The sequence below is a fragment of the Paenibacillus sp. DCT19 genome, assembly GCF_003268635.1.
Classification (GTDB): domain Bacteria; phylum Bacillota; class Bacilli; order Paenibacillales; family Paenibacillaceae; genus Paenibacillus.
In genome coordinates this window covers 864,943-884,481 of record NZ_CP029639.1, presented here as the reverse complement: position 1 = coordinate 884,481, position 19,539 = coordinate 864,943, and the positions used below count along the sequence as shown (strand labels likewise).

The window sequence follows — 19,539 nt, the reverse complement described above, 5'->3', positions numbered from 1 at the left end:
AGTATTCCCCCAAAATCACTTATAGTAGAAACTTTTCAATAAACTATTTGTCAATACAGAATCTATACTACCGTTAACATCACCATAGGAAACAATTAAATAATTAAGTATGTATCTTCAGTTATGCCACGTCTCTTGCAACCTTCTCCTTTTCATTTCCCCTCTCCCTCCATTAGAATATTCTTACAAAATCATTGGATAAAGTAGTATTCGTGTTTTATTGACAAAAACCTCTATAAAACAAGAAAACTCACACTTTTGCGAGAATTACATATGATTTTTAGCTGTGTCCATAAACAAAAATTATCACTCCATATAACTAAAAAAGAGCGCCTAATTAAAGACGCTCCACACACTTTACTACATGTCTACACACTCGACGTCAAAACCAAGATCCAGCACGACCGAAACCTCAATTCTTTCCTTTAGAACCTTATTTTTGAAATCAGAGCCATCCTTCGTAAAAGTCGTAAACGGCGCAAAGTGTTGAAAACAAAGGATTTCTAGGTATCTTTGCGTTGCATTCCTATTACTACCTCCACATGCACCGTATGTGGGAACATGTCCACCGGCGTAACCTCTACCGTCCGATATCCGCCATCCTCCAGCACACGCAGGTCGCGTGCCAACGTACTTGGGTTACAACTCACGTACACCACGCGCTCTGGCTTCATCTCCAGAATGGTATTGAGCAAACGTGGGTCACAGCCCTTACGCGGTGGATCAACAACGATGACATCGGCTTCGATACCTTGCTCTTTCCAACGTGGAATGACATCCTCAGATGCACCGACTTCGAACTTCACGTTCTTCATTTCGTTCAACAACGCATTGCTACGAGCATCCTCGATAGCTTCAGGCACAATCTCAACGCCATACACCTGATCTGCATGCTGTGCGAGGAAAAGAGAGATTGTACCGATGCCGCAATAGGCATCAATAACGGTTTCTTTGCCGCTGAGTCCAGCATACTCCACCGTTTTGCCATACAGCACTTCCGTCTGAACCGGGTTTACCTGGTAGAATGAACGAGCTGAGATGGCAAATTGCACATCGCCTATAAAATCATAGATTACATCACGCCCCATAGGACACGGGTTTCATCCCCGAAGATCACGTTCGTTTGTTTCTTGTTCACGTTCTGGCAGATGCTCGCCACTTGCGGGATCGCTTCACGGATACTGCCAATCCACTCATCCTTGTACGGAATATCCCGACCATTGGTAACGAGCACGAGCATCATCTCACCTGTACGGAACGCTTTTTTCACAACGACATGACGCAACAGTCCACGGCCTGTCTCTTCGTTATACGCACTAATTCCAAAATGACTGCCGATCTCCTTCACCTTGGCAACCACTTCGTCGTTGTGCTCATGCTGGATGAGGCATGTCTCCATGTCGATAATACGGTGACTACCTTTGGCATAAAATCCACCCACTAGTCCACCTTCGGTTACACCAATCGGCACCTGTGCCTTATTGCGGTAACGCCAAGGCTCGGTCATGCCCATCGTAGGAAGTACACGAATCCCCTGCGCTGTGTCTTCTTCATTCGCGACACCTTCTAGCCGCAGACGGATGCGGTTGCTTTCATTGCTGTTGGCATCCGAAGTAGCCTGTCCAGTTGTCTGATTCGCATCCTGTTCTAACCGTCCCTCCAGCTTCGCCGCATCAACTGTAAAATCATCCTGCGAGTTGGATGCCAGCGTCTCTGCATCCTCCACTATCACATTCAGCTTACCGATCCGCTGCAAATTATCCACTACAAGCTGGCGTTTCCACGCAAGCTGTCCGGCATAACTCATATGCTGGATCTGGCAGCCGCCACACTGATCGTAGATTGGACAAGGCGCGGATACCCGATCCGGGCTAGCCTTTACGATCTCCAGAAGTTTGGCATAGCCATACTGTTTCTTGGTTTTCATTACGCGCACACGTACGGTCTCACCCGGAAGTGCCCCTTGTACGAAAAGGGTATATCCATTGGCACGTCCCACACCCTCACCATCATGGTTCATGCCAATAATGTCGATGACCGTCTCTTCATTTTTGCTAACTGGTAATCCTTCGATTGACACGGCTTCACGCGCACGCCCCTGCGGACGAACGGTAGAAAGAGATGCACCTTGTGGCCGCACCCCTTTCCCTTGCTGACGTGTAGATGGACGAGATGATTGACTCGACTGACGGGACGCTGATGCGTTCCCTTGCCCCTGAGAGGCAGCCGAATTCCGGCGGTTTTTTCCACGACCGCTGCGGTTCGTATTAGACAACGTACATTCACTTCTTTCTTCTTAATATATAATCAACTCTAACGAATCTAAGACACCTTATTCACATCAAAAATAACGTTCCAAAATTCTAACGAACTTCAGAGACGTTATTTCATTCAACAATCGTGTTTCCATATCTTTTTGGGTCATTTCAGTCTATATAGCGATGCTGAGATTCGTTAGAATTCTAATTCTACTCATTTCGCCAAAATAAGGCTTCCTGAGTTCGTTAGCACGAACCCCATGAGATTATACGTGATCTTGGCAACCGCCGCAACTGGAAAAGCTCTACGATCAACGACTCAGTCTATCGACTCATCCACGTAGCATGTAGCTCAACGAAGAACTATTTTCGCACCACTTGCAGCTCCCAGCACACGGTTCCTCGCTTCATGACAAGGGTGTTAAGAACTTTTCTCCAAATCCAGACGTGTCTCCAGTGTCTGCCGATTTATGTTCCACTTCCGCATCTTGTAGCATTTTTGGTTGCAGCGACCCCAGTATCGTAGCACATCCGACTACATCTTCCGCTATTTTCGCCAATCTGTTTGTCGCTTGCCAACCTTATACCACTTCCAAATTGCAACTTCCGCGTCAAACATCATTTCTGGTTAGAGCTTCCAAGTATCGTAGCACGTTTAGTTACAACTTCGCCTTCGATGTCTCTTTCTGGTCTTGTAGCACTTCTAGTTGCATCATTCGCCTTCGGTGTATCTTTCTGGTCTTGTAGCACTTCTAGTTGCATCATTCGCCTCAGTTGCCAGCTTCCTCGCTCTCGTAGCACCCCTAATCACAACTTCCGTCTCTTACAGCGCTCTGATTGCCGTTTCCTCTTCTCATAGCACTTCCGATTACAGATTTCGCATCTTGCACCACTTTTGGTTATCGCTTCCCGATCTTGTAGCACCTCAGGTGGTGACCTCAGCGCATTACACCACTTCTAGTTGCTGATTCCCCATATGACAAACACTTCTACTTCCAGCTCCCGCTTGAATCAACGATACAGCATCAGGTGGTGACGTAGATTCTTGAACGTTGCCGGAAGCGTACCACCCAGCTCTCCATCCAAATTCAATTGCACATAGCCTGGCGAAGTCACTTCCATATAATCCGTTTGGAAATGAACAACCTTCTTATCGTTCAGGTGTTCACCACGCAGTGCAAGCGTTACGAGGCGGATCATGTCAGCCAGATTACATTTGCGCACACCGATGACATCGAACAGTCCATCATCAATTGTTGCACCTGGGGCAAGCTTCTCGAAGCCCCCAACGGAGTTTGTATTCGCGATAAGGAATAACATGAATTCATCATGAATATCCTCCTGACCTGCCGCACGGATAATTAGTTCCTGCGGAGACAGGCTCGCCATTTTCTCAATGCCCTTCATATAATAGGCCAGTTGCCCAATCATCGTTTTCAGACGACTCGGCACTTCGTAGGTCAGCTCAGTCAATGAACCTCCACCTGCGATGTTGATAAAATATTTATCGTTCACCTTCCCAAGGTCCAGAGGTCGAAGCTGCTGGTTAATAACCAGATCCACGTAATCCTCCCATTGCCTTGGAATCCCCAGTGCACGCGCAAAATCATTCGTCGTTCCAAGTGGGAACACGCCTAATGGTGGACGATTCTCACGCTCAGCCATACCGTTGATAACTTCATACAGCGTCCCGTCGCCGCCAGCAGCAATAATCATATCGTATCCACGTTCAATGGCGAGTTCTGCTTCACGAGTCGCATCTCCCTCACCCGTTGTTGCATGTACCGAAGCTTCAATTCCGCCTTGATCCAAACGCTGCAGCACATCAGCCAGACGTTTTTTCATTTCTTCCCGGCCTGAGGTCGGATTGTATATTAAACGAGCTTTTTTCATCTCATACGCCACCTATTCCACATTATGCATGAGTCTGTACGATCTCATTCTCATTAGCTTTCATTGTAAGCATCTTGCGCTATCCAAAATTTACCCAACTCATCCTATCCGTTAATCATGCCTTAACAATGTTGTTATCCTATATCTATGCTCAAGGAATTCCGTCTCATTCCCTGAGCCTTTATATTACATCATATCATCAATTGTGAACTTGTCCTAGCCTATAGAATGCAACCAACCTAGCCCTCGATGAAAATGGTTCATTTTACATAACACATGATGTTCTCCAAAACAGATTTTATAAACTACCATTCTACCCGCTTGAGCAAAATTTAACCTACGACAGCTTTAACAAACCGTACTGCTTCACATGATTTGGATCAAAATGCTTACTACATCGATGTATCGTAACAAACCTCATACTTTAATAAGTCATCTAAATAATTGGAATGTCACAACAAAAAACGACCCCCTATTCAGGAAGTCGCACTTTCTTACATATATAGATTTAGAAACCGATCTTTCTACCCGCACGGAGCTGTTTATACCAGAAGTAGATCGTGCATCCTACACAATATCCCAGCAATGCAGCACTAGCAGCAAGAAGTAGCATTACCGAGAATATATAACCAGCCACGGTCCAGCTTAGAGCAAACGACAATAGCGCCAAGGTCAGGAAAATAACAGCGAGAATATTATTGAACCGTTGCAGTTCCACCGCCTGGGTCTCTGAACCTTTGCCAGGAAGTACGGCCTTTCCAATCTGTACAAATAAATTCAGCTTCCCACCGGAAGCTAGCCCAACCACTTGAATGATCCATAATGCACCAAGGATCAACGGCTGCTTGAATACAAACGAGAGCACAACAAATAGCACAATTCCAATCTGATTCGCTTTCACATAGCGCATAGGAACTTCTCGCATTGTCATATCTCCTTATTCCAATTTATTTAATTGGTATTATTGTAGTCTGTATTCTCGTTTTCAGCAAGCCTCATCTGTGGTTGTCTATTGCCATCATACGATACTATGAGCTGTGCTATGCTATTCTGGACAAAAAAAAACCGCCAACACACCTAAAGCCGGTGTTCGACGGTTCTTTAAGATCATTTTGATGGATCGAAACAAAGAGCTTACTCCACCTTCAATCCCATCACTGCCAGTGATACGCTCTCATAGATCAGTTCCAGTCAATCTTCAAAAGAAAGCTTTACACCTCAGTCGCATGACATCGGTCTAACAAAATACGAATCTGCCGCTCCAGCCACTGACCTAAGAGTGAATGTGGTAGCAACGTCTCACCGCTATATGCATAATTCAGATCCTTCAGGCGCTCCGGAATCACGTTCATGGTGAAATAGCCAGCACTCAAAAACAGCGGCGCCACAATGACTCGGCTCCCCCGCTCTTCACTCCAATACTTCGCCTTATCGTACACGCTCTCCGGGTTAAGCAAAGCATAATCGGTGTGTGCTACACCACTAATCTCACGAACCCGTTCCGCAAGTGAAGCAATACCTGCTTCCCATCGCTGACGGAATCCATTATGAATACTTCCATGACCCACGAGCAGAATCGTTTCATGCTCAGGCTCTTGTGACAGAGACTTCACTTTATCCCACACCATGACCGCAATATCAGGGTCGTTGTCTACCGGATATCCGAAGTGCACCTTGGCTGTGACGTGGAACGGTGCAAGATCAGTTTCGCGTTCTGGCGCGTCTTTGGCCCCAATGGCATACTCTATCTCATCCACATGCGTACTGCCTGAAGATACGAATAGAGGTACAACTAAGAGATCGGTAACACCTTGTTCTTCCAGTCGGTCGATACCGTCCTGGATCAGGCGTCCTTCCACAAGTTCAAGAAAACCGGCTTCAACAGGCATAGCCTCAGGTAGGTTTAACTGAGCGATCGCGTCATCGACGGAGTCTACCCAGGTCTGCTCCTGAGAGCCGTGACTAATGATAAGTACACCCGGTTTCTTCATCATTAGCGTCCCAGACGTTCTAGAGTCATTTTATATCCATCGTTACCATAGTTCAGGCAGCGTTTAACACGGGAAATCGTCGCAGTGCTTGCGCCTGTCTCTGCTTCAATCTGATTATACGTGTTGCCTTTACCAAGCATACGTGCAACTTCCAAACGTTGAGACATCGATTGAATCTCATTTACTGTGCATAGATCATCAAAGAACACATAACATTCTTCAATATCTTTTAACGTTAAGATGGCTTCAAATAATTGCTCAATACTTTTATCATTTAGCTTTTTCAGCTGCATTTTATCATCATCCCCTAGCGGTTACTGTGTAACCCCATTGTACGCATCCTGAGTTGGTATTTCAAGCGTTAACGATTTCACGCAGTGCAGAATAAAAATACATGTTACCGTTTTCAAAAGGACTATTGTCCTCCCACTGTGTACAACAGGTGATAATCCCGCGATATATCCAGTTTTTTGCCTGTATATTCCCGATTAAATATGTAGGGTTTTAATCATCCTAAATGTTACAATTTTGTGTCCGAACTACGGAGTGCGTTATAGAATCCCATCTGATGCCCTGCGCCCAAATCCGCAAATATCCCGTTTTCCGGGATACCCGCCTACGCCGTCTCTCCGCGAATGACATACAGTATAGCAAAAGGGAGTTCCATCTCGGCCTTGTTATGTTCTTTTAAAATCAAGCTGAGGGAACGCAATTCCGAAATCCAACATAGAAGGAACGTGATTGTTTATGCCACAGCATTATTATCACCGCCCGCCTACGCCACGACAACGTCCGTATTCCCATTCGCATCGGCAACGGCAGGCTTACACTTCAGCCTATGCACCGCCAGGGGTTATCCAACGTTCGTTAAATGAGGCTCCGGTTCAATCCATGTATCCTGGCGTGGAACCCTATTATCCAAACTTCGCTGAGGTGGAGGCATCTGGACTGGTTCCTTATGGGCAAGGCGCACCTGCCCCCAATTTTTATGCCGGAGGTGCCCCGTTAGTGCCCCAATTCCGGTTCAAGAGCCTGCATCTTCGGGTAGCTCTGGATTCTCACTTGCCAACATCGGTGAATTAAAAGGAATGATCGACCGTTTCGGTGGAATTGATGGCATCATGAGCGGCATCGGTAAAATGCAAAAAGTTGTCGGCGGTATTCAGCAAATGGCACCTATGATGAAGCTGGTGATGGGAATTCTGCCGTTTGGCAAAGGGAAAAGCAATAACAGCGAGGCAGATGCTGATTATGAGGAATATTCATCCCCGCGGCCACGTAAGCGTCGCAAAAAAACCGCTACTACTCCTCGTCGTCGCAGCAAAACGGTTCGTCGTAAAACAACTCCCACCAAACGTCGTCCCAAAAGTAGTAAACGTTAGCTCTCGCTCTGGCACCTCCTTGAAGAAGGAAGGTGCCTTCATTTTCACCTTTTTTATTAAGAACTTATGTTCTTATTATGCTAAATTAAGGTATACTATAGATGTTAACCTAACCAATGCACACATTTTAGTTAGTCGGGCATATCGGACTTAATCAATAACGAACTTAGCCATTACATAAGAAACAAGGAGGCAGATCAATGGAACTCTTCAAAGATAAATACACACCTGAATTAATAGAACGAACAGGTAAACTACTTCAACAATTCCATCCCACGCTGGACACCCAGCATTTTCGCGCTCTTGTATTTGCCGAAGGCTGGGACACTTTAGAATTCAAAGCAAGAATCCGCCGGATTACCCTCGCGTTAACCGAAGTACTTCCAGATCGCTATGAGGATGCGTTACAAATTATTGAGCAGGCTGCACCGGACATGCGCGGCGTCGAATATTTATTCGTACCCGATTACATCGAAGTCAATGGACTTGAGCCAGAGCACTACGAATTATCCATGAAGTACTTAACTGTCTTCACACCATATTCCAGTTCGGAGTTTGCGGTACGCCCGTTTATTGAGCGTTATCCCATTGAAACGATGAAGCACCTGATGGAATGGACAGGCAATTCGAACGAGCATATTCGTAGATTAGCAAGCGAAGGCAGCCGTCCGCGTCTACCTTGGGGCTCGAAGCTGCGAAGTTTAATTAGCGATCCGTCACCAGCACTCCCTATTCTTCATGCATTGAAACAGGACGAGTCACTTTATGTACGTAAAAGTGTGGCGAACCATCTCAATGATATCTCTAAGGATCATCCCGATCTGGTTCTGGGTCTCGCATCCACTTGGTATGGGCAACATGAACATACCGACTGGATTGTACGTCACGCATGCCGTTCCCTACTCAAGCAAGGACATGCTCAAGCACTGCGTTTATTCGGTTACCTTGAACAGGACGCCATTCATATTGAACATCTAACGCTTGCACAGGAGACCGTAGCCATTGGCGAGGAACTTCATTTTTCGTTCGATGTGGTGAATGAGAGCGGTGAAGCACAGATGCTGCGGGTTGAATACGAGATGGGCTATATGAAGGCCAATGGCAAACACGCACCCAAACGATTCAAATGCTCCGACAAAGTCTATTCGCCAGGAAGAACCCGAGTGGCTACGAAGCAATCGTTCAAGGTGATTACAACGCGAAAATATTATGCCGGTCTACATACGCTAACCATTATTGTGAACGGGGTAGTGACAGCCACCGCTTCTTTTGTAGTGGAAGTGTAGAGCTACAACCATAGCTGCAGCGACAAACTCAAAAGTTATGCACATCTTATTTGCTGCCGAAAACTTATTCACATGTGGATACATTCTATTTCCCTTGTATATATAAGTTCAACTAAACTTTTTACACGAGAACGGAGAGGACAGAAATAACATGAAGAAGCGGAGCGTTCGCCTTTATCACCGGATTTGCCCTTTGAAAGGGAATCAAAAAATCTGGGGATAACAGCGATCGGAAGGTTATTCTGTCATCGGAGTGGGAGTGTAAACCTTCTTTAGTTGAACTTATATAGAAGAATCATAAAGGCCACCTGGAAACCTGTCTCCTGAGCATTAACACTGCCTGAGATTTTGCCCTGTGGCCTATTCTGATGTAATGTTCGGAGTTCCACGTTCTCACTTGAACCATCCGCGCTTCACAAACCACGCCACCATGCTTCCGCCTAGCACAAACATCAATAACAGCACCGCACCATACCCGAATTTCCACTGTAGCTCAGGCATATAAGCAAAATTCATCCCATAGATTCCCGCGATCAGCGTAAGTGGCATAAACACCGTTGTAATCACCGTGAGTGTTTTCATAATCTGATTCATTCGATTGGAGTTGAGCGAGATGTAGCTATCACGCAGATCTGCCGTCATCTCTCGATCAGCCTCGATCATATCCGTCAGCTTGAGCAAATGGTCATAGATATCCGTAAAATACGCTGTATGCTCTCCTGTCCGCTGCACATGTTGGGAATTAATCACCCGGTAGAGCAGATCCCTCATAGGAACTACCGTCCGTCTGAGCTTAAGCAGCCGGCTACGCAAGTCGAACACCTGGTTCATCAGCTCCTCCACTGACTCCCTACCACCCCGGTTCTCCAGATCTGCCAGCTCATCTTCAATGGCAAACAAGGACGGAAAATAATGATCGACTAATTTGTCCATCACGGTATAAGCTGCAGCTACCGGGCCGCGAGCCCAGATCGTTCGTTCATGTGCGTGATGCAATAACCGCTCCCAAGCCTCATCGACCTCTTCAAGTACACCATGATGGAATGAAACTAAGAAGTTACTTCCTAGGAACAAGTCTACCTCTTCCGCTTCCAGCGTGACTGGATTCAAGGCATGTAACACGAGAAACTGTAAATTATCATAATAATCGAGCTTTGGACGCTGCAATACATGCAGACAATCTTCTATCGCTAGTGGGTGAAAATGAAAATATGTATCCAGCATACGGCTTTCTTCTTCCGTAGGCTGGTTAAAATCTGCCCATACCCAGGCGTAATCGTTCAAATCTAGCTCTTCAAGTGGTACATTTACGGAGACTTGATGATCTCGTGTAATCGCGAGTGTACGAATCATAAATTAGCCACGTCCTTGTTTAGTATCCTTTACGTTATTGTACAATTTAATCATCATGTCGTCTCCTGCAATCGCCGATCATCCTTGCTACGTATAGAAGCTACAGCGAACACGACAACAAAAAAAGCCAACCCTGTTGGCTTCTCTCATTCCCTATCCACAGTTTCCTGTATCCACAGGATAAATATCTTTTGGTTTATCATTCCACGGATGGCTATCCACATATCCAGCCTGTCCACACGTTCATGCACAGGCGTCTCTTCTTTTTGGTTGTATAATTATCCACATATCCCGATATTCACAATGTTATGAACAACTGTGATTAGCTTGTTCGTCATGATTAGGAACATTTTTCTTATTAGTACGTGTTCAAAAAGGTCGGTTTTCAGTACCAAGAAGATGGGATGAAGATAGAAATGGAGTAGCGGAGCGTAGATTAAGCTACGTGAGCAACGGACATTTCGGCTGAATCCCATATTCGAAGCTGAGATGCCACTTGCGCATCCTTCGTAATCAAAAGCGGACTTTTTGAACAACCTCTATTAGAAAATGATCCAGTACAGCAAACCTGCTAATGCAGCAGTAATTGGAATCGTAATGAACCATGTAATAATGATCCGTCCAGCTAGTCCCCATTTTACGGCAGAGAAACGTTTAGCAGAACCAACACCCAGAATCGCGGATGTGATTGCATGCGTTGTACTTACCGGAAGATGTAGTAACGTCGCAGTGAAAATAACGGAAGCTGCTGACAAGTCGGCAGCAAAACCATTAATCGGTTCGATTTTGAAGATTTTGGTTCCCATCGTTTTGATGATTTTCCAACCACCAATGGAAGTACCAAGTGCCATGGCTGTTGCTGCAGAGATTTTAACCCACAGCGGAACCTCCAAATGGTCTTGTACTTTGGCTGCAACGAGAGCAAAGGTGATAATCCCCATCGCTTTTTGTGCATCATTCGTACCATGCGTGAACGCCTGTAGTGCCGCTGTGAAGATCTGTACCGTACGGAATCCTTTGTTCACGTTATGCGGACTGCGTTTGGCGAAAATGTATTTGAGAATAATCATGACCACATAACCTATGGCAAATGCAATCAGAGGTGATAACAACAAACCTCCGACGATATCAATAAATCCACTCCACTTCACTTTGTCCGATCCTGCACCAACGAACACAGCTCCTGCCAACGCTCCAATCAGTGCATGAGAGGATGAAGAAGGAATGCCGAACCACCAGGTTACAAGATTCCAGATAATCGCCGAGATTAAGGTGACGATGACGACCTCAATCCCGTTATCTAGCTTGGTGGGGTCGGTCACACTCCCCCAATCGTCTTCGCAACACCCGTAAACATCATTGCACCGACAAAGTTCATCACGGCTGCGAGCAGAATCGCACGTCGCGGCGTCAGTGCCCGTGTTGATACCGATGTGGCAATGGCATTAGCCGTGTCATGAAAACCGTTGATGAAGTCAAACGCCAGTGCAAGGAAGACGACTATACCTAATACCCAAATCGTTGTTTCCATTATTCTCTGGCTCCTTAAGAATTACGCATGATGATGGACTCAAGCACGTTCGCTACATGTTCACAAGCATCCGTCGTCGTCTCAAGACGCTCATAAATTTCTTTGCGCTTGATCAGTTCAATTGGATCTGACACGGTAGCGAAGAGATTTTTGATACACATGCGTAGTACTTCGTCGCCCTGGTTTTCCAGATCATTCAAACGAATGGTGTACTCACGGATAGCGAGCAATTTTTTCTGTGACAGCAAATGAATCGCCTTCTGAATTTCGTAAGCCGATTGTCGCAAAATGTCAGCGAATTGAACAATATACTCGTCTGGATCCGTCAATTGGTACATATAGAAACGGGAAGCCGTTGCTTCGATTCCGTCCAATACGTCATCAAGCGTTGTTGTCAGCTCCATAATATCATCGCGTTCGATCGGCGTGATAAATGTTTTGTTGAGTTCTGTAATGATCGTATGCACGTAATCATCACATTTCGACTCGTACTTCTTCATTTCATTGGCAAAAAGAGTCACATCCTGAAGGTTGGAAACATGCTGGGAGAAATAATCTGCCGCTTGAACAACCGTATCTGCCATGTTCTCCAGTGTTTCAAAAAATATATCCTTCTTCTTCTTAAGCTTCATAGCTCTATCCCCTTTACGAGAAATTGCCGATAACCGATGAAACATGAAATGACAACCTTTGATATCTTATCATATTTGTTTCATGGTTTGTACAAAAGGTGTGATCCTTTTTTATATTCTTATCACATTAATCTGAAATGAATCTTAATTATTTGGTATGACTGGCAAATTCAAGGCTTAATTTTACACTGCGTTTACAAACGGGCACAAAAATCAGATGTGACAGCAAACTCATTTTCACACAAGAGCTACATTCCACTACCTACATCATCATCTATTTGGAATCTAAATTCGTCGATCCATGTCGTTTCTCATCCATTATTCCATTCATTGTCATCTGTTGCTGTTACACGATCCGCACTGCCTTCATTTATTGCTCATTCAATTTCACATGGTCGGTAAAACTCGGCTGATTCGGCACAATGCTGATAAACGTCTTACCCGGCACAAGCGCTACTTCACTGCCATTCTGAACAAACCGAATGATATCCCCTTGTTTCTTCTCCCACTGTCCACGGATCATTTTGCCCTTCTGGAATAACATCGCTTCCCCACCTTGCTCCAGATTGACGGACAATCGACCTACATCGTCAAGCACCTTATGATCCGCACCCGCAACAATAATGTTGGCAGCTCCAAGTTGTTCACCATTATCCATATCTTGATCGGCTTTGCCGTTTACCAATCTCATATATCGTCCGCTAACTTCGTCATAATCATACGTCACAAGGTAACTATTCAATAAATAATGAATTTCGAATTGCTTCGCTGTCTCTCCGTCAGAAGTAGAACCTTCTTCATTATAGGTATAGACAGGCGATACACTGTCGTGACTGTAACCCTTGATATCGGCTCCTTCTCTGAGCTTGTCCACAGAGGTGTATAGATTATGCGGAGCTTTACGATCGGAGGAACGCCAGAAATACGGCCCACCGTTTGATATTTCATCCATATGTTGTTTTTGTTGTCGTTGCAAAATAGAATACGCCTCTGGGCTCCCGCCTGCATGAACAAGCACCCCATCATAGCTCTCGCCAAGCTGAATCAGATATGGCCTGATGCTACGCACAGGTCCTACCGTTTCAGCACCGCCTTCACTCTGGAAGATGGCGATGAACCGGGTAATACCACCCTCTGCAAGCACCTCTAAAATAATATCTGCGGAACTCAAACCCGATTGGGGTCTCGCGGCAGGAGCGTTATTAATCATTACAGCCAAGGGTCTGTTCGTGATTGCTTCATTAGAAGGCAAACCGGTAAGTGGTGCAGTAAAAAGAGCTTTCGCTGGTTCTTCGACGACTTGTTCCTCCTGTACGGGTGCTGGAACATTATTCGGCTGCTCTGGCATCTGTGCTAACTCTTTGTTCTGACACGCAGCAAGACTAATGGCAAGGATAAGTAGGGACGTAGCGGATGCAGTTCGTTTCCATGGGAAGAGCTTCAATTCAATGTACCTCCTGAACGATATGGCTGGGATCTAAGATGTGGACGAATATCTCATGTAGAACACCATTTCACGTTTTCTTTCCATTTAATCACATGAACAGGGGTTTGTCTTTGATTTGAGAGCAATTGCTTACCCCAAAACCTGCATTTGAAACGATGCACAAGAAATCAAATGTGTCCTAACTGTGAACTTCTCAAAGCTTACTTAAAATTTGAACTAGATTGTGATTTTTATCACAAACAAAACAGCCTCCGGACTATACAATAAAGACATCAAAGGTGATCACTTAGAAAAACAAAAACAACACACACTAGATTCCATGAAGGAGTGGTTTATATGTTCAGCTTCAACCAATGGCTTAGAGAAAACAAAGTGGCAATGTGGATTTTGACAGTACTTCGGGTGTACATCGGTTACGATTGGATGACTCACGGATGGAGCAAATTGACTGGCGGATTCCAAGCTGGCGGGTTCCTTGCAGGCGCAGTTGGCAAAGCTACTGGTGAGAATCCTACCGTTCAAGCTTGGTGGGGAACGTTCTTAGAGAAATTCGCTGTACCAAACGCTGGATTGTTCGACTTCATCATCCCACTTGGTGAATTCCTTGTAGGTCTGGGTCTCATCCTTGGATGCTTCACAACACTCGCTGCACTGATGGCATTGGTCATGAACTTCGCGTTCCTCTTCTCGGGTACAGTGAGCACGAATGCTCAACTGGTACTGATGCAGATCTTCCTTGTAGTCGCTGGTGCAAATGCTGGTAAAATCGGTCTGGATCACTGGGTACTGCCTTACCTTCGCGGATTGTTCAGCCGTAACAAAGGTAACAACCCCAAAGACACACCAACCGTTAGTGCCAAAACAGCTTAACGAATAATCAATAACACTGCAGCCCCGCTCCCCGTCCCCCCTGGGAGCGGGGCTTTTCTATGTCCAATAATTCCATGATCCACACTCAGTGCGAGTATAAATCCGATACAAAAATGACAAAAAGCCGTTTTACGATACGACATCGTAAAACGGCAAGAGAGTTCTATTCCCGAATCGGGTTCATTTATGTCGGAGTGCATTCATCAATACCTGTGCTGCTTCCGCACGGGTTGTCAGTGCCGAAGAATCAAATGCTCCATTGACTCGACCTTTCATCAGACCCAATTGCTGCATGTGAGCTGCTGCCTGGCTTGCCCAAGCAGGGATGCTGGTTGCATCAGTAAAGGAAGTTTCGGTTGCAACGTCAGTCAGTGTCAACGCACGGCTGACCATAACGGCCATCTCCGCCCGTGTAATTGAAGCGTTCGGACGGAAGTTTCCGTCCGCGTGGCCTTGAATCCAACCTAGCGCGCTTGCCTGTGCAATCTCCTCAAGTCCCCATGCCCCAATCTGCGTTGCATCCCCGAAAGCAGGCATTGTTGGAATAGCTTCTTCATTATCCCACACTGGCTTCAGCATCCGTACAAGCATTGCTGTAAATTCTGCTCGTGTAACATGTGCCCCTGGATGGAAGCTTCCATCCGAGTAACCTTTGACGATACCAAGAGCCGCTGCTTCTAGGATACTAGCGGATGCCCAGTGCCCTTCAATATCGCTAAAATTAGCTGCTGTAGGCGCAGCTATTGTTGCCGGAACTGCCATCACAGCAAAACGTGTAAAGTGATTCACAGCTACGCTGATGTTATTCCCGTCCACTTTGCCGTCTTCAAGCATTGTCCATGGGGTATTCGGCTGTTGCTGGTAAAAGACCGCAAGCTTCTCATTGCTTTGGATTGAAGTCGGGTCAAAGGTTAGCGTTAATTTCACTGGAATTTTGAAATTGCCCTGCGTGTTTTTGGTGAATTCCACCACCTGACTTACAACGCGCTCATTGCTGGCTAAACCAGTCACCGGTGTGTCTACCATGATGGCTTTAATTTCTAACGGCTGATCCGAAGCGCCGGCAGGAACCTCAAGCAGCACTCCTGTGCCTAGCCGAAGCTCGCCAGCCTGCCCTGCAGGAATGGACACGGTTGCCTGTGTAGAACTGGAATCATTAGAAGGATTACCGCTTGAGATCGGACTGGAATTGGAGTTAGAGCCTCCCCCACTTTCGTTGCTTCCACTATCTCCACTACCGCCACTGTTCCCTGTATTTCCATTGTTTCCGGAGTTACCACCGCCTGGTGATGGTATGAGCATCCAACCCGCATATAACGTCATGTCTGCATTTACGGTCGCTGTTGCAAAATCAAACGGCTGACTGCGTGCGATATCCGAGTACCATCCCGTGAACGTATACCCCGTTCGCACCGGATCGTTTGGACGAGATAACATCTCTCCGTTATTTATTTCAATAGCCTGTATTGTCGTTCCACCATCCGTATGAAAGGTTACGGTTCGCACGGCTATATTCCATTTTGCATACAGCGTCATATCTGCCATTACTGTCGTTGTTGCAAAATCGAATGGCTGCCCTGAATCGGTAAACCAGCCAGCAAACGTATAACCTGTGCGCTCTGGATCGGTTGGACGAGACAAAAGGTCGCCATAAGCAACTGTCTGTGGAGCAATTGTAGTGCCTTCATCCGTATCAAATGTAATCTGCTGTACTTGAACTGCCCATTTAGCATACAAAGTGACATCCGACTGGATCGGCTGACTAAAATCAAATTTAACCGTGAGCTGTGAATCTGCAAACCACCCGGCAAAAACTTGACCTTCCGTATCCGAAGTTGGCTCATTCATTAAAATTAATTGATCACCATATCCGATACTCATATCCGGTATATCCGAACCTCCGGTCGTATCAAAGCTAACCGTATAGAGGATACGTTCCCAGCCAGCATATAGCTGAACATGATCCTGAATAGACGATGTCGCAAAATTGAAACGTTGCTGTAAGCCCGCATCACTATACCAACCGGTAAAGGTATACCCCGTTCGGCTCGGCTGCTGTGGCTCCTGCACCGGATTACCATAGTCGAGCAACTGCTCGCTCACCACAGTACCACCATTACTATCAAAGCTGGCTGTATATTGATCGGTACTCCAACCTGCATACAAGGTAACCGAGTCAGTAATGATCGTCTCGAAGTCAAATGGCAGCGTATGTGCTACATCTGCATACCAATTGGTAAACGTATAGCCAGTCCGTACCGGATCTGTAGGACGAACAATCAGTGCACCGTACGGTATCGTCTGATCAGGCACATTGGCTCCCTGATATACATCGAACGTGACCGTATATGATTGGAGCGTCCAATTGGCATAGAGTTGTGTATCCACCACTACTGGCGTAGTCGCAAACTCAAAGCGCTGTGTATGAGCCTCATCTATATACCAACCTTCAAAAGTATAACCCAATCGTGTTGGAGCAGTTGGCTCACTCATGAGCGTACCATACTCGATCTGAAGATCCGATACCGCTGTACCTCCGTTACTATCAAAGCTGACCGTGTACTGATTGATATTCCACTCAGCATATAGCTGCGTATTCTGCGTTACCGCCGTATTCCCAAAATTAAATGGCTGCGTGCGACCCACATCCGTGAACCAGCCGTTAAACGTATAGCCTGTTCGTGTTGGCGCTGTCGGTTCGCTAATGGTCAAACCATGATTCACTGGGACATTCGCTACAGCTGTTCCGCCACTACTATCAAAGCTAACCGTATACTGGCTAATGCTCCAGCCTGCATACAGCTGTGTATTCGTTGTAATCGCCGTATTCGTAAAATTAAATGGCTGCGTGCGCAACTCATCGCTATACCAGCCGGTAAACGTATAACCGGTTCGTGTCGGAGCGGTTGGCTCAACGCCATGATCGCCGTAATACAGATTTTGTGCGGCTACGCTCGTTCCCCCGCCGCTATCGAACAGAAGCTGACGTGGTGCATAGTAGCTGAATGTGATCGTTGAACTATTATTAGCAGCGTCAGTGACGATTAGCGTATAACTGCCTTCCTGACTGACCTGACCTCCGTACGCAAATGGTGCACCATTCAGCGTAGCTGTTCCATCACTAAACGTAATCGTCGGCGGCACAGTATAACGCCCACTATTCGTTACTCCAATTACGGTTGGCGGCGTAAGATCAATCCTAAATTGAACCTGCGTCGAACCGTATCTGTTCATTGCAACTAACGTATAGCTACCTTCCGCAGTAACCGCTGTTCCGCTCGTAAACGGATGACCATTCAGGGTCGCCGTGCCAGAGGTAAATACGGGATTGACCGTACGATTGTAAATTCCCCCATCGCTAACACCGGTTACTACAGGTGGCAGAGGTTGCTCTACCTTGATTTGAACTGTCGAATAGCCCGTAGCAAATCCATTATCGTTGTATGTCCTCACTGTGAAGCTATCATTACCGAAATAGACGTTTGGAGCCTGATAAATAAAACCGTTACTGTCTTGTGTAACCGTTCCACGCTGCGGTTGAGTTCGCAAGGAAACTCCCTTGGCATTCGCACTACCAGGCACATTACCCATCAAATCCGAACTGTAAATACGTAACGACTGTCCAGTGGCTACGGTATAAATCGTACTTGTTCCTGCCACTGCGGACGGTACCCCGCCTCCATCACCACGAGAAGGGTATAGTCCTATATCATCCACAGTATAGTATTGAAAATTGTAAGGATTATTTCTTAAATCCGGTATAGCAAAATTATTGATCCCATTACCACCAAACTTCTCTCCCAAGAGTGAAAACAGAGCTGTGTAACTCCACAAATTAAGTAATCTTCCATCGCTAGCACTCCAGTTGGTTTCCATCGGAACAAGGAATGGTATGGTCTGTCCTAGTAAAACTGCACTATTTTGATTCCTGATATCCGTTCCATTCTGACCACCCATCGGTCTTGCCGCAACAGCAAAGTATAATGGTTGGTTTGGCAGCGGTGCACTGATACTGGGTAAAGTGAATTTTTGACCATCCTGAGATCCAAACACATCACTAATAACGGAGTACAGCTGCGGATAACTCTGCGCATCATATGTACTCCCATCCAGCTTGAGCCAGCCATCAGGCGAATAAGTATACGGGAAGATGCGCACTTCACCTGCATGCCCCATGGCAGTCCCGCCATTTTCGCGTGCAGGAAATACCCCATTAGTAGCTATGTAATACCCCATACCGTCAGGTGTAGGAAGTGATGTGAGATCCGGCAACGCAAAGTCGGATCGACCATCGCCACCATAATTCGTACCAAGCAAAGAAAACAAAGCAACATTGTTCTGAATACTCATCTTTTGTCCAGCCGCGAACTTCCAACCACTCGGCACAAATTCATAAGGAAATAGCTGTATCTCCCCTACATACTTTTCATACCACTCCTGCGCGTGCGCTGACTTCGTTGTTCCCCACCCTGCCGATAATGCAGTAAACACTAACACAAAGACCAGTGCGATCTTCCAAAAGGCACGACCGGTATAATAAATCACGCCAATATCTCCCCTTTATTCTCATTTGTTCCTCATGCTAAATGTAGCTCCGCCAAGCAGTAAAATGATGTATGTACTCTGATGCCTAGCGACCTGAAGCAAAAACTTCTCGCTCCTCTGTTGCATGGTTCTGATGAGCTTGCATTTTCAGAACAGCCTACCATCCCCGTCAGCATGCGATTTTTTTTGTAGCATATAACATGATTATGCTTAGTTTACTTTATAGATTGGGAAAATAATATAGCAAATCGAACGCCATTCGCACTTTATTTTTTTGCACATTTTTACATTGCAATGATATTAATCACAATTACACATCTTGTTTTCCAATACGTTACAAAGCAAGTTTTT

General features: G+C 45.9%; 12 protein-coding genes and 2 pseudogenes. 4 read left to right on the top strand and 10 right to left on the bottom strand.

The annotated features are described in order from the left end of the window. Positions 1-503: 503 nt before the first annotated feature. From rlmD to DMB88_RS03990, 5 genes and pseudogenes are all read right to left on the bottom strand, one after another. Positions 504-2,275: pseudogene (rlmD, locus tag DMB88_RS04010) on the bottom strand (23S rRNA (uracil(1939)-C(5))-methyltransferase RlmD). A 994-nt stretch (positions 2,276-3,269) separates the two neighbouring features. After that, positions 3,270-4,151: a diacylglycerol kinase gene (locus tag DMB88_RS04005; RefSeq protein ID WP_128100298.1), complete on the bottom strand. Its 882-nt coding sequence runs from the start codon at positions 4,149-4,151 to the stop codon at positions 3,270-3,272. A gap of 508 nt (positions 4,152-4,659) precedes the next feature. After that, entirely contained in the window at positions 4,660-5,076 is a 417-nt protein-coding gene (locus DMB88_RS04000; protein ID WP_128100297.1) for a DUF4395 domain-containing protein, read from the bottom strand. Between the two features lie 286 nt (positions 5,077-5,362). Then, positions 5,363-6,142 (bottom strand): sirohydrochlorin chelatase, encoded by a 780-nt coding sequence (locus DMB88_RS03995; RefSeq protein WP_128104298.1) that lies wholly within the window; start codon positions 6,140-6,142, stop codon positions 5,363-5,365. 2 nt (positions 6,143-6,144) lie between these two features. Further along, complete coding sequence (locus DMB88_RS03990) at positions 6,145-6,435, bottom strand: YerC/YecD family TrpR-related protein (RefSeq protein WP_017690665.1); 291 nt, start codon at positions 6,433-6,435, stop codon at positions 6,145-6,147. Positions 6,436-6,883: 448 nt separating this feature from the next. On the opposite strand from DMB88_RS03990, the gene DMB88_RS03985 reads away from it, so the two are divergent. The 3 genes from DMB88_RS03985 (at position 6,884) to DMB88_RS03975 (ending at position 8,810) form a co-directional block, all read left to right on the top strand. Beyond that, complete coding sequence (locus DMB88_RS03985; protein ID WP_128100296.1) at positions 6,884-7,225, top strand: hypothetical protein; 342 nt, start codon at positions 6,884-6,886, stop codon at positions 7,223-7,225. 5 nt (positions 7,226-7,230) lie between these two features. Further along, on the top strand, positions 7,231-7,524 hold the full coding sequence (locus DMB88_RS03980) for a hypothetical protein (protein WP_128100295.1): 294 nt from the start codon (positions 7,231-7,233) through the stop codon (positions 7,522-7,524). A gap of 200 nt (positions 7,525-7,724) precedes the next feature. Next, the gene (locus tag DMB88_RS03975) at positions 7,725-8,810 is read left to right on the top strand and encodes a DNA alkylation repair protein (RefSeq protein ID WP_128100294.1); all 1,086 of its coding nucleotides are present in this window, start codon (positions 7,725-7,727) and stop codon (positions 8,808-8,810) included. A 393-nt stretch (positions 8,811-9,203) separates the two neighbouring features. Here the strand turns inward: DMB88_RS03975 and corA are convergent, their stop codons facing one another. The 4 genes and pseudogenes from corA to DMB88_RS03955 all read right to left on the bottom strand — a co-directional run bounded on the left by corA (position 9,204) and on the right by DMB88_RS03955 (position 13,770). After that, positions 9,204-10,163: a magnesium/cobalt transporter CorA gene (gene corA / locus DMB88_RS03970; RefSeq protein WP_128100293.1), complete on the bottom strand. Its 960-nt coding sequence runs from the start codon at positions 10,161-10,163 to the stop codon at positions 9,204-9,206. A 542-nt stretch (positions 10,164-10,705) separates the two neighbouring features. Next, positions 10,706-11,694, bottom strand: a pseudogene (locus DMB88_RS03965) (anion permease). Positions 11,695-11,708: 14 nt separating this feature from the next. Further along, positions 11,709-12,326, bottom strand: coding sequence for a DUF47 domain-containing protein (locus tag DMB88_RS03960; protein WP_056692927.1), 618 nt, complete (start codon positions 12,324-12,326; stop codon positions 11,709-11,711). 370 nt (positions 12,327-12,696) lie between these two features. Next, positions 12,697-13,770, bottom strand: a complete 1,074-nt coding sequence (locus DMB88_RS03955) for a DUF3048 domain-containing protein (protein WP_128100292.1) — start codon at positions 13,768-13,770, stop codon at positions 12,697-12,699. 339 nt (positions 13,771-14,109) lie between these two features. Here DMB88_RS03955 and DMB88_RS03950 point away from each other — a divergent pair, with 339 nt between their 5' ends. After that, positions 14,110-14,643: a DoxX family protein gene (locus DMB88_RS03950; RefSeq protein ID WP_128100291.1), complete on the top strand. Its 534-nt coding sequence runs from the start codon at positions 14,110-14,112 to the stop codon at positions 14,641-14,643. Positions 14,644-14,823: 180 nt separating this feature from the next. On the opposite strand, the gene DMB88_RS30535 is transcribed toward DMB88_RS03950, so the two are convergent. Further along, positions 14,824-19,188 (bottom strand): InlB B-repeat-containing protein, encoded by a 4,365-nt coding sequence (locus DMB88_RS30535; protein WP_128100290.1) that lies wholly within the window; start codon positions 19,186-19,188, stop codon positions 14,824-14,826. Positions 19,189-19,539: the final 351 nt, after the last annotated feature.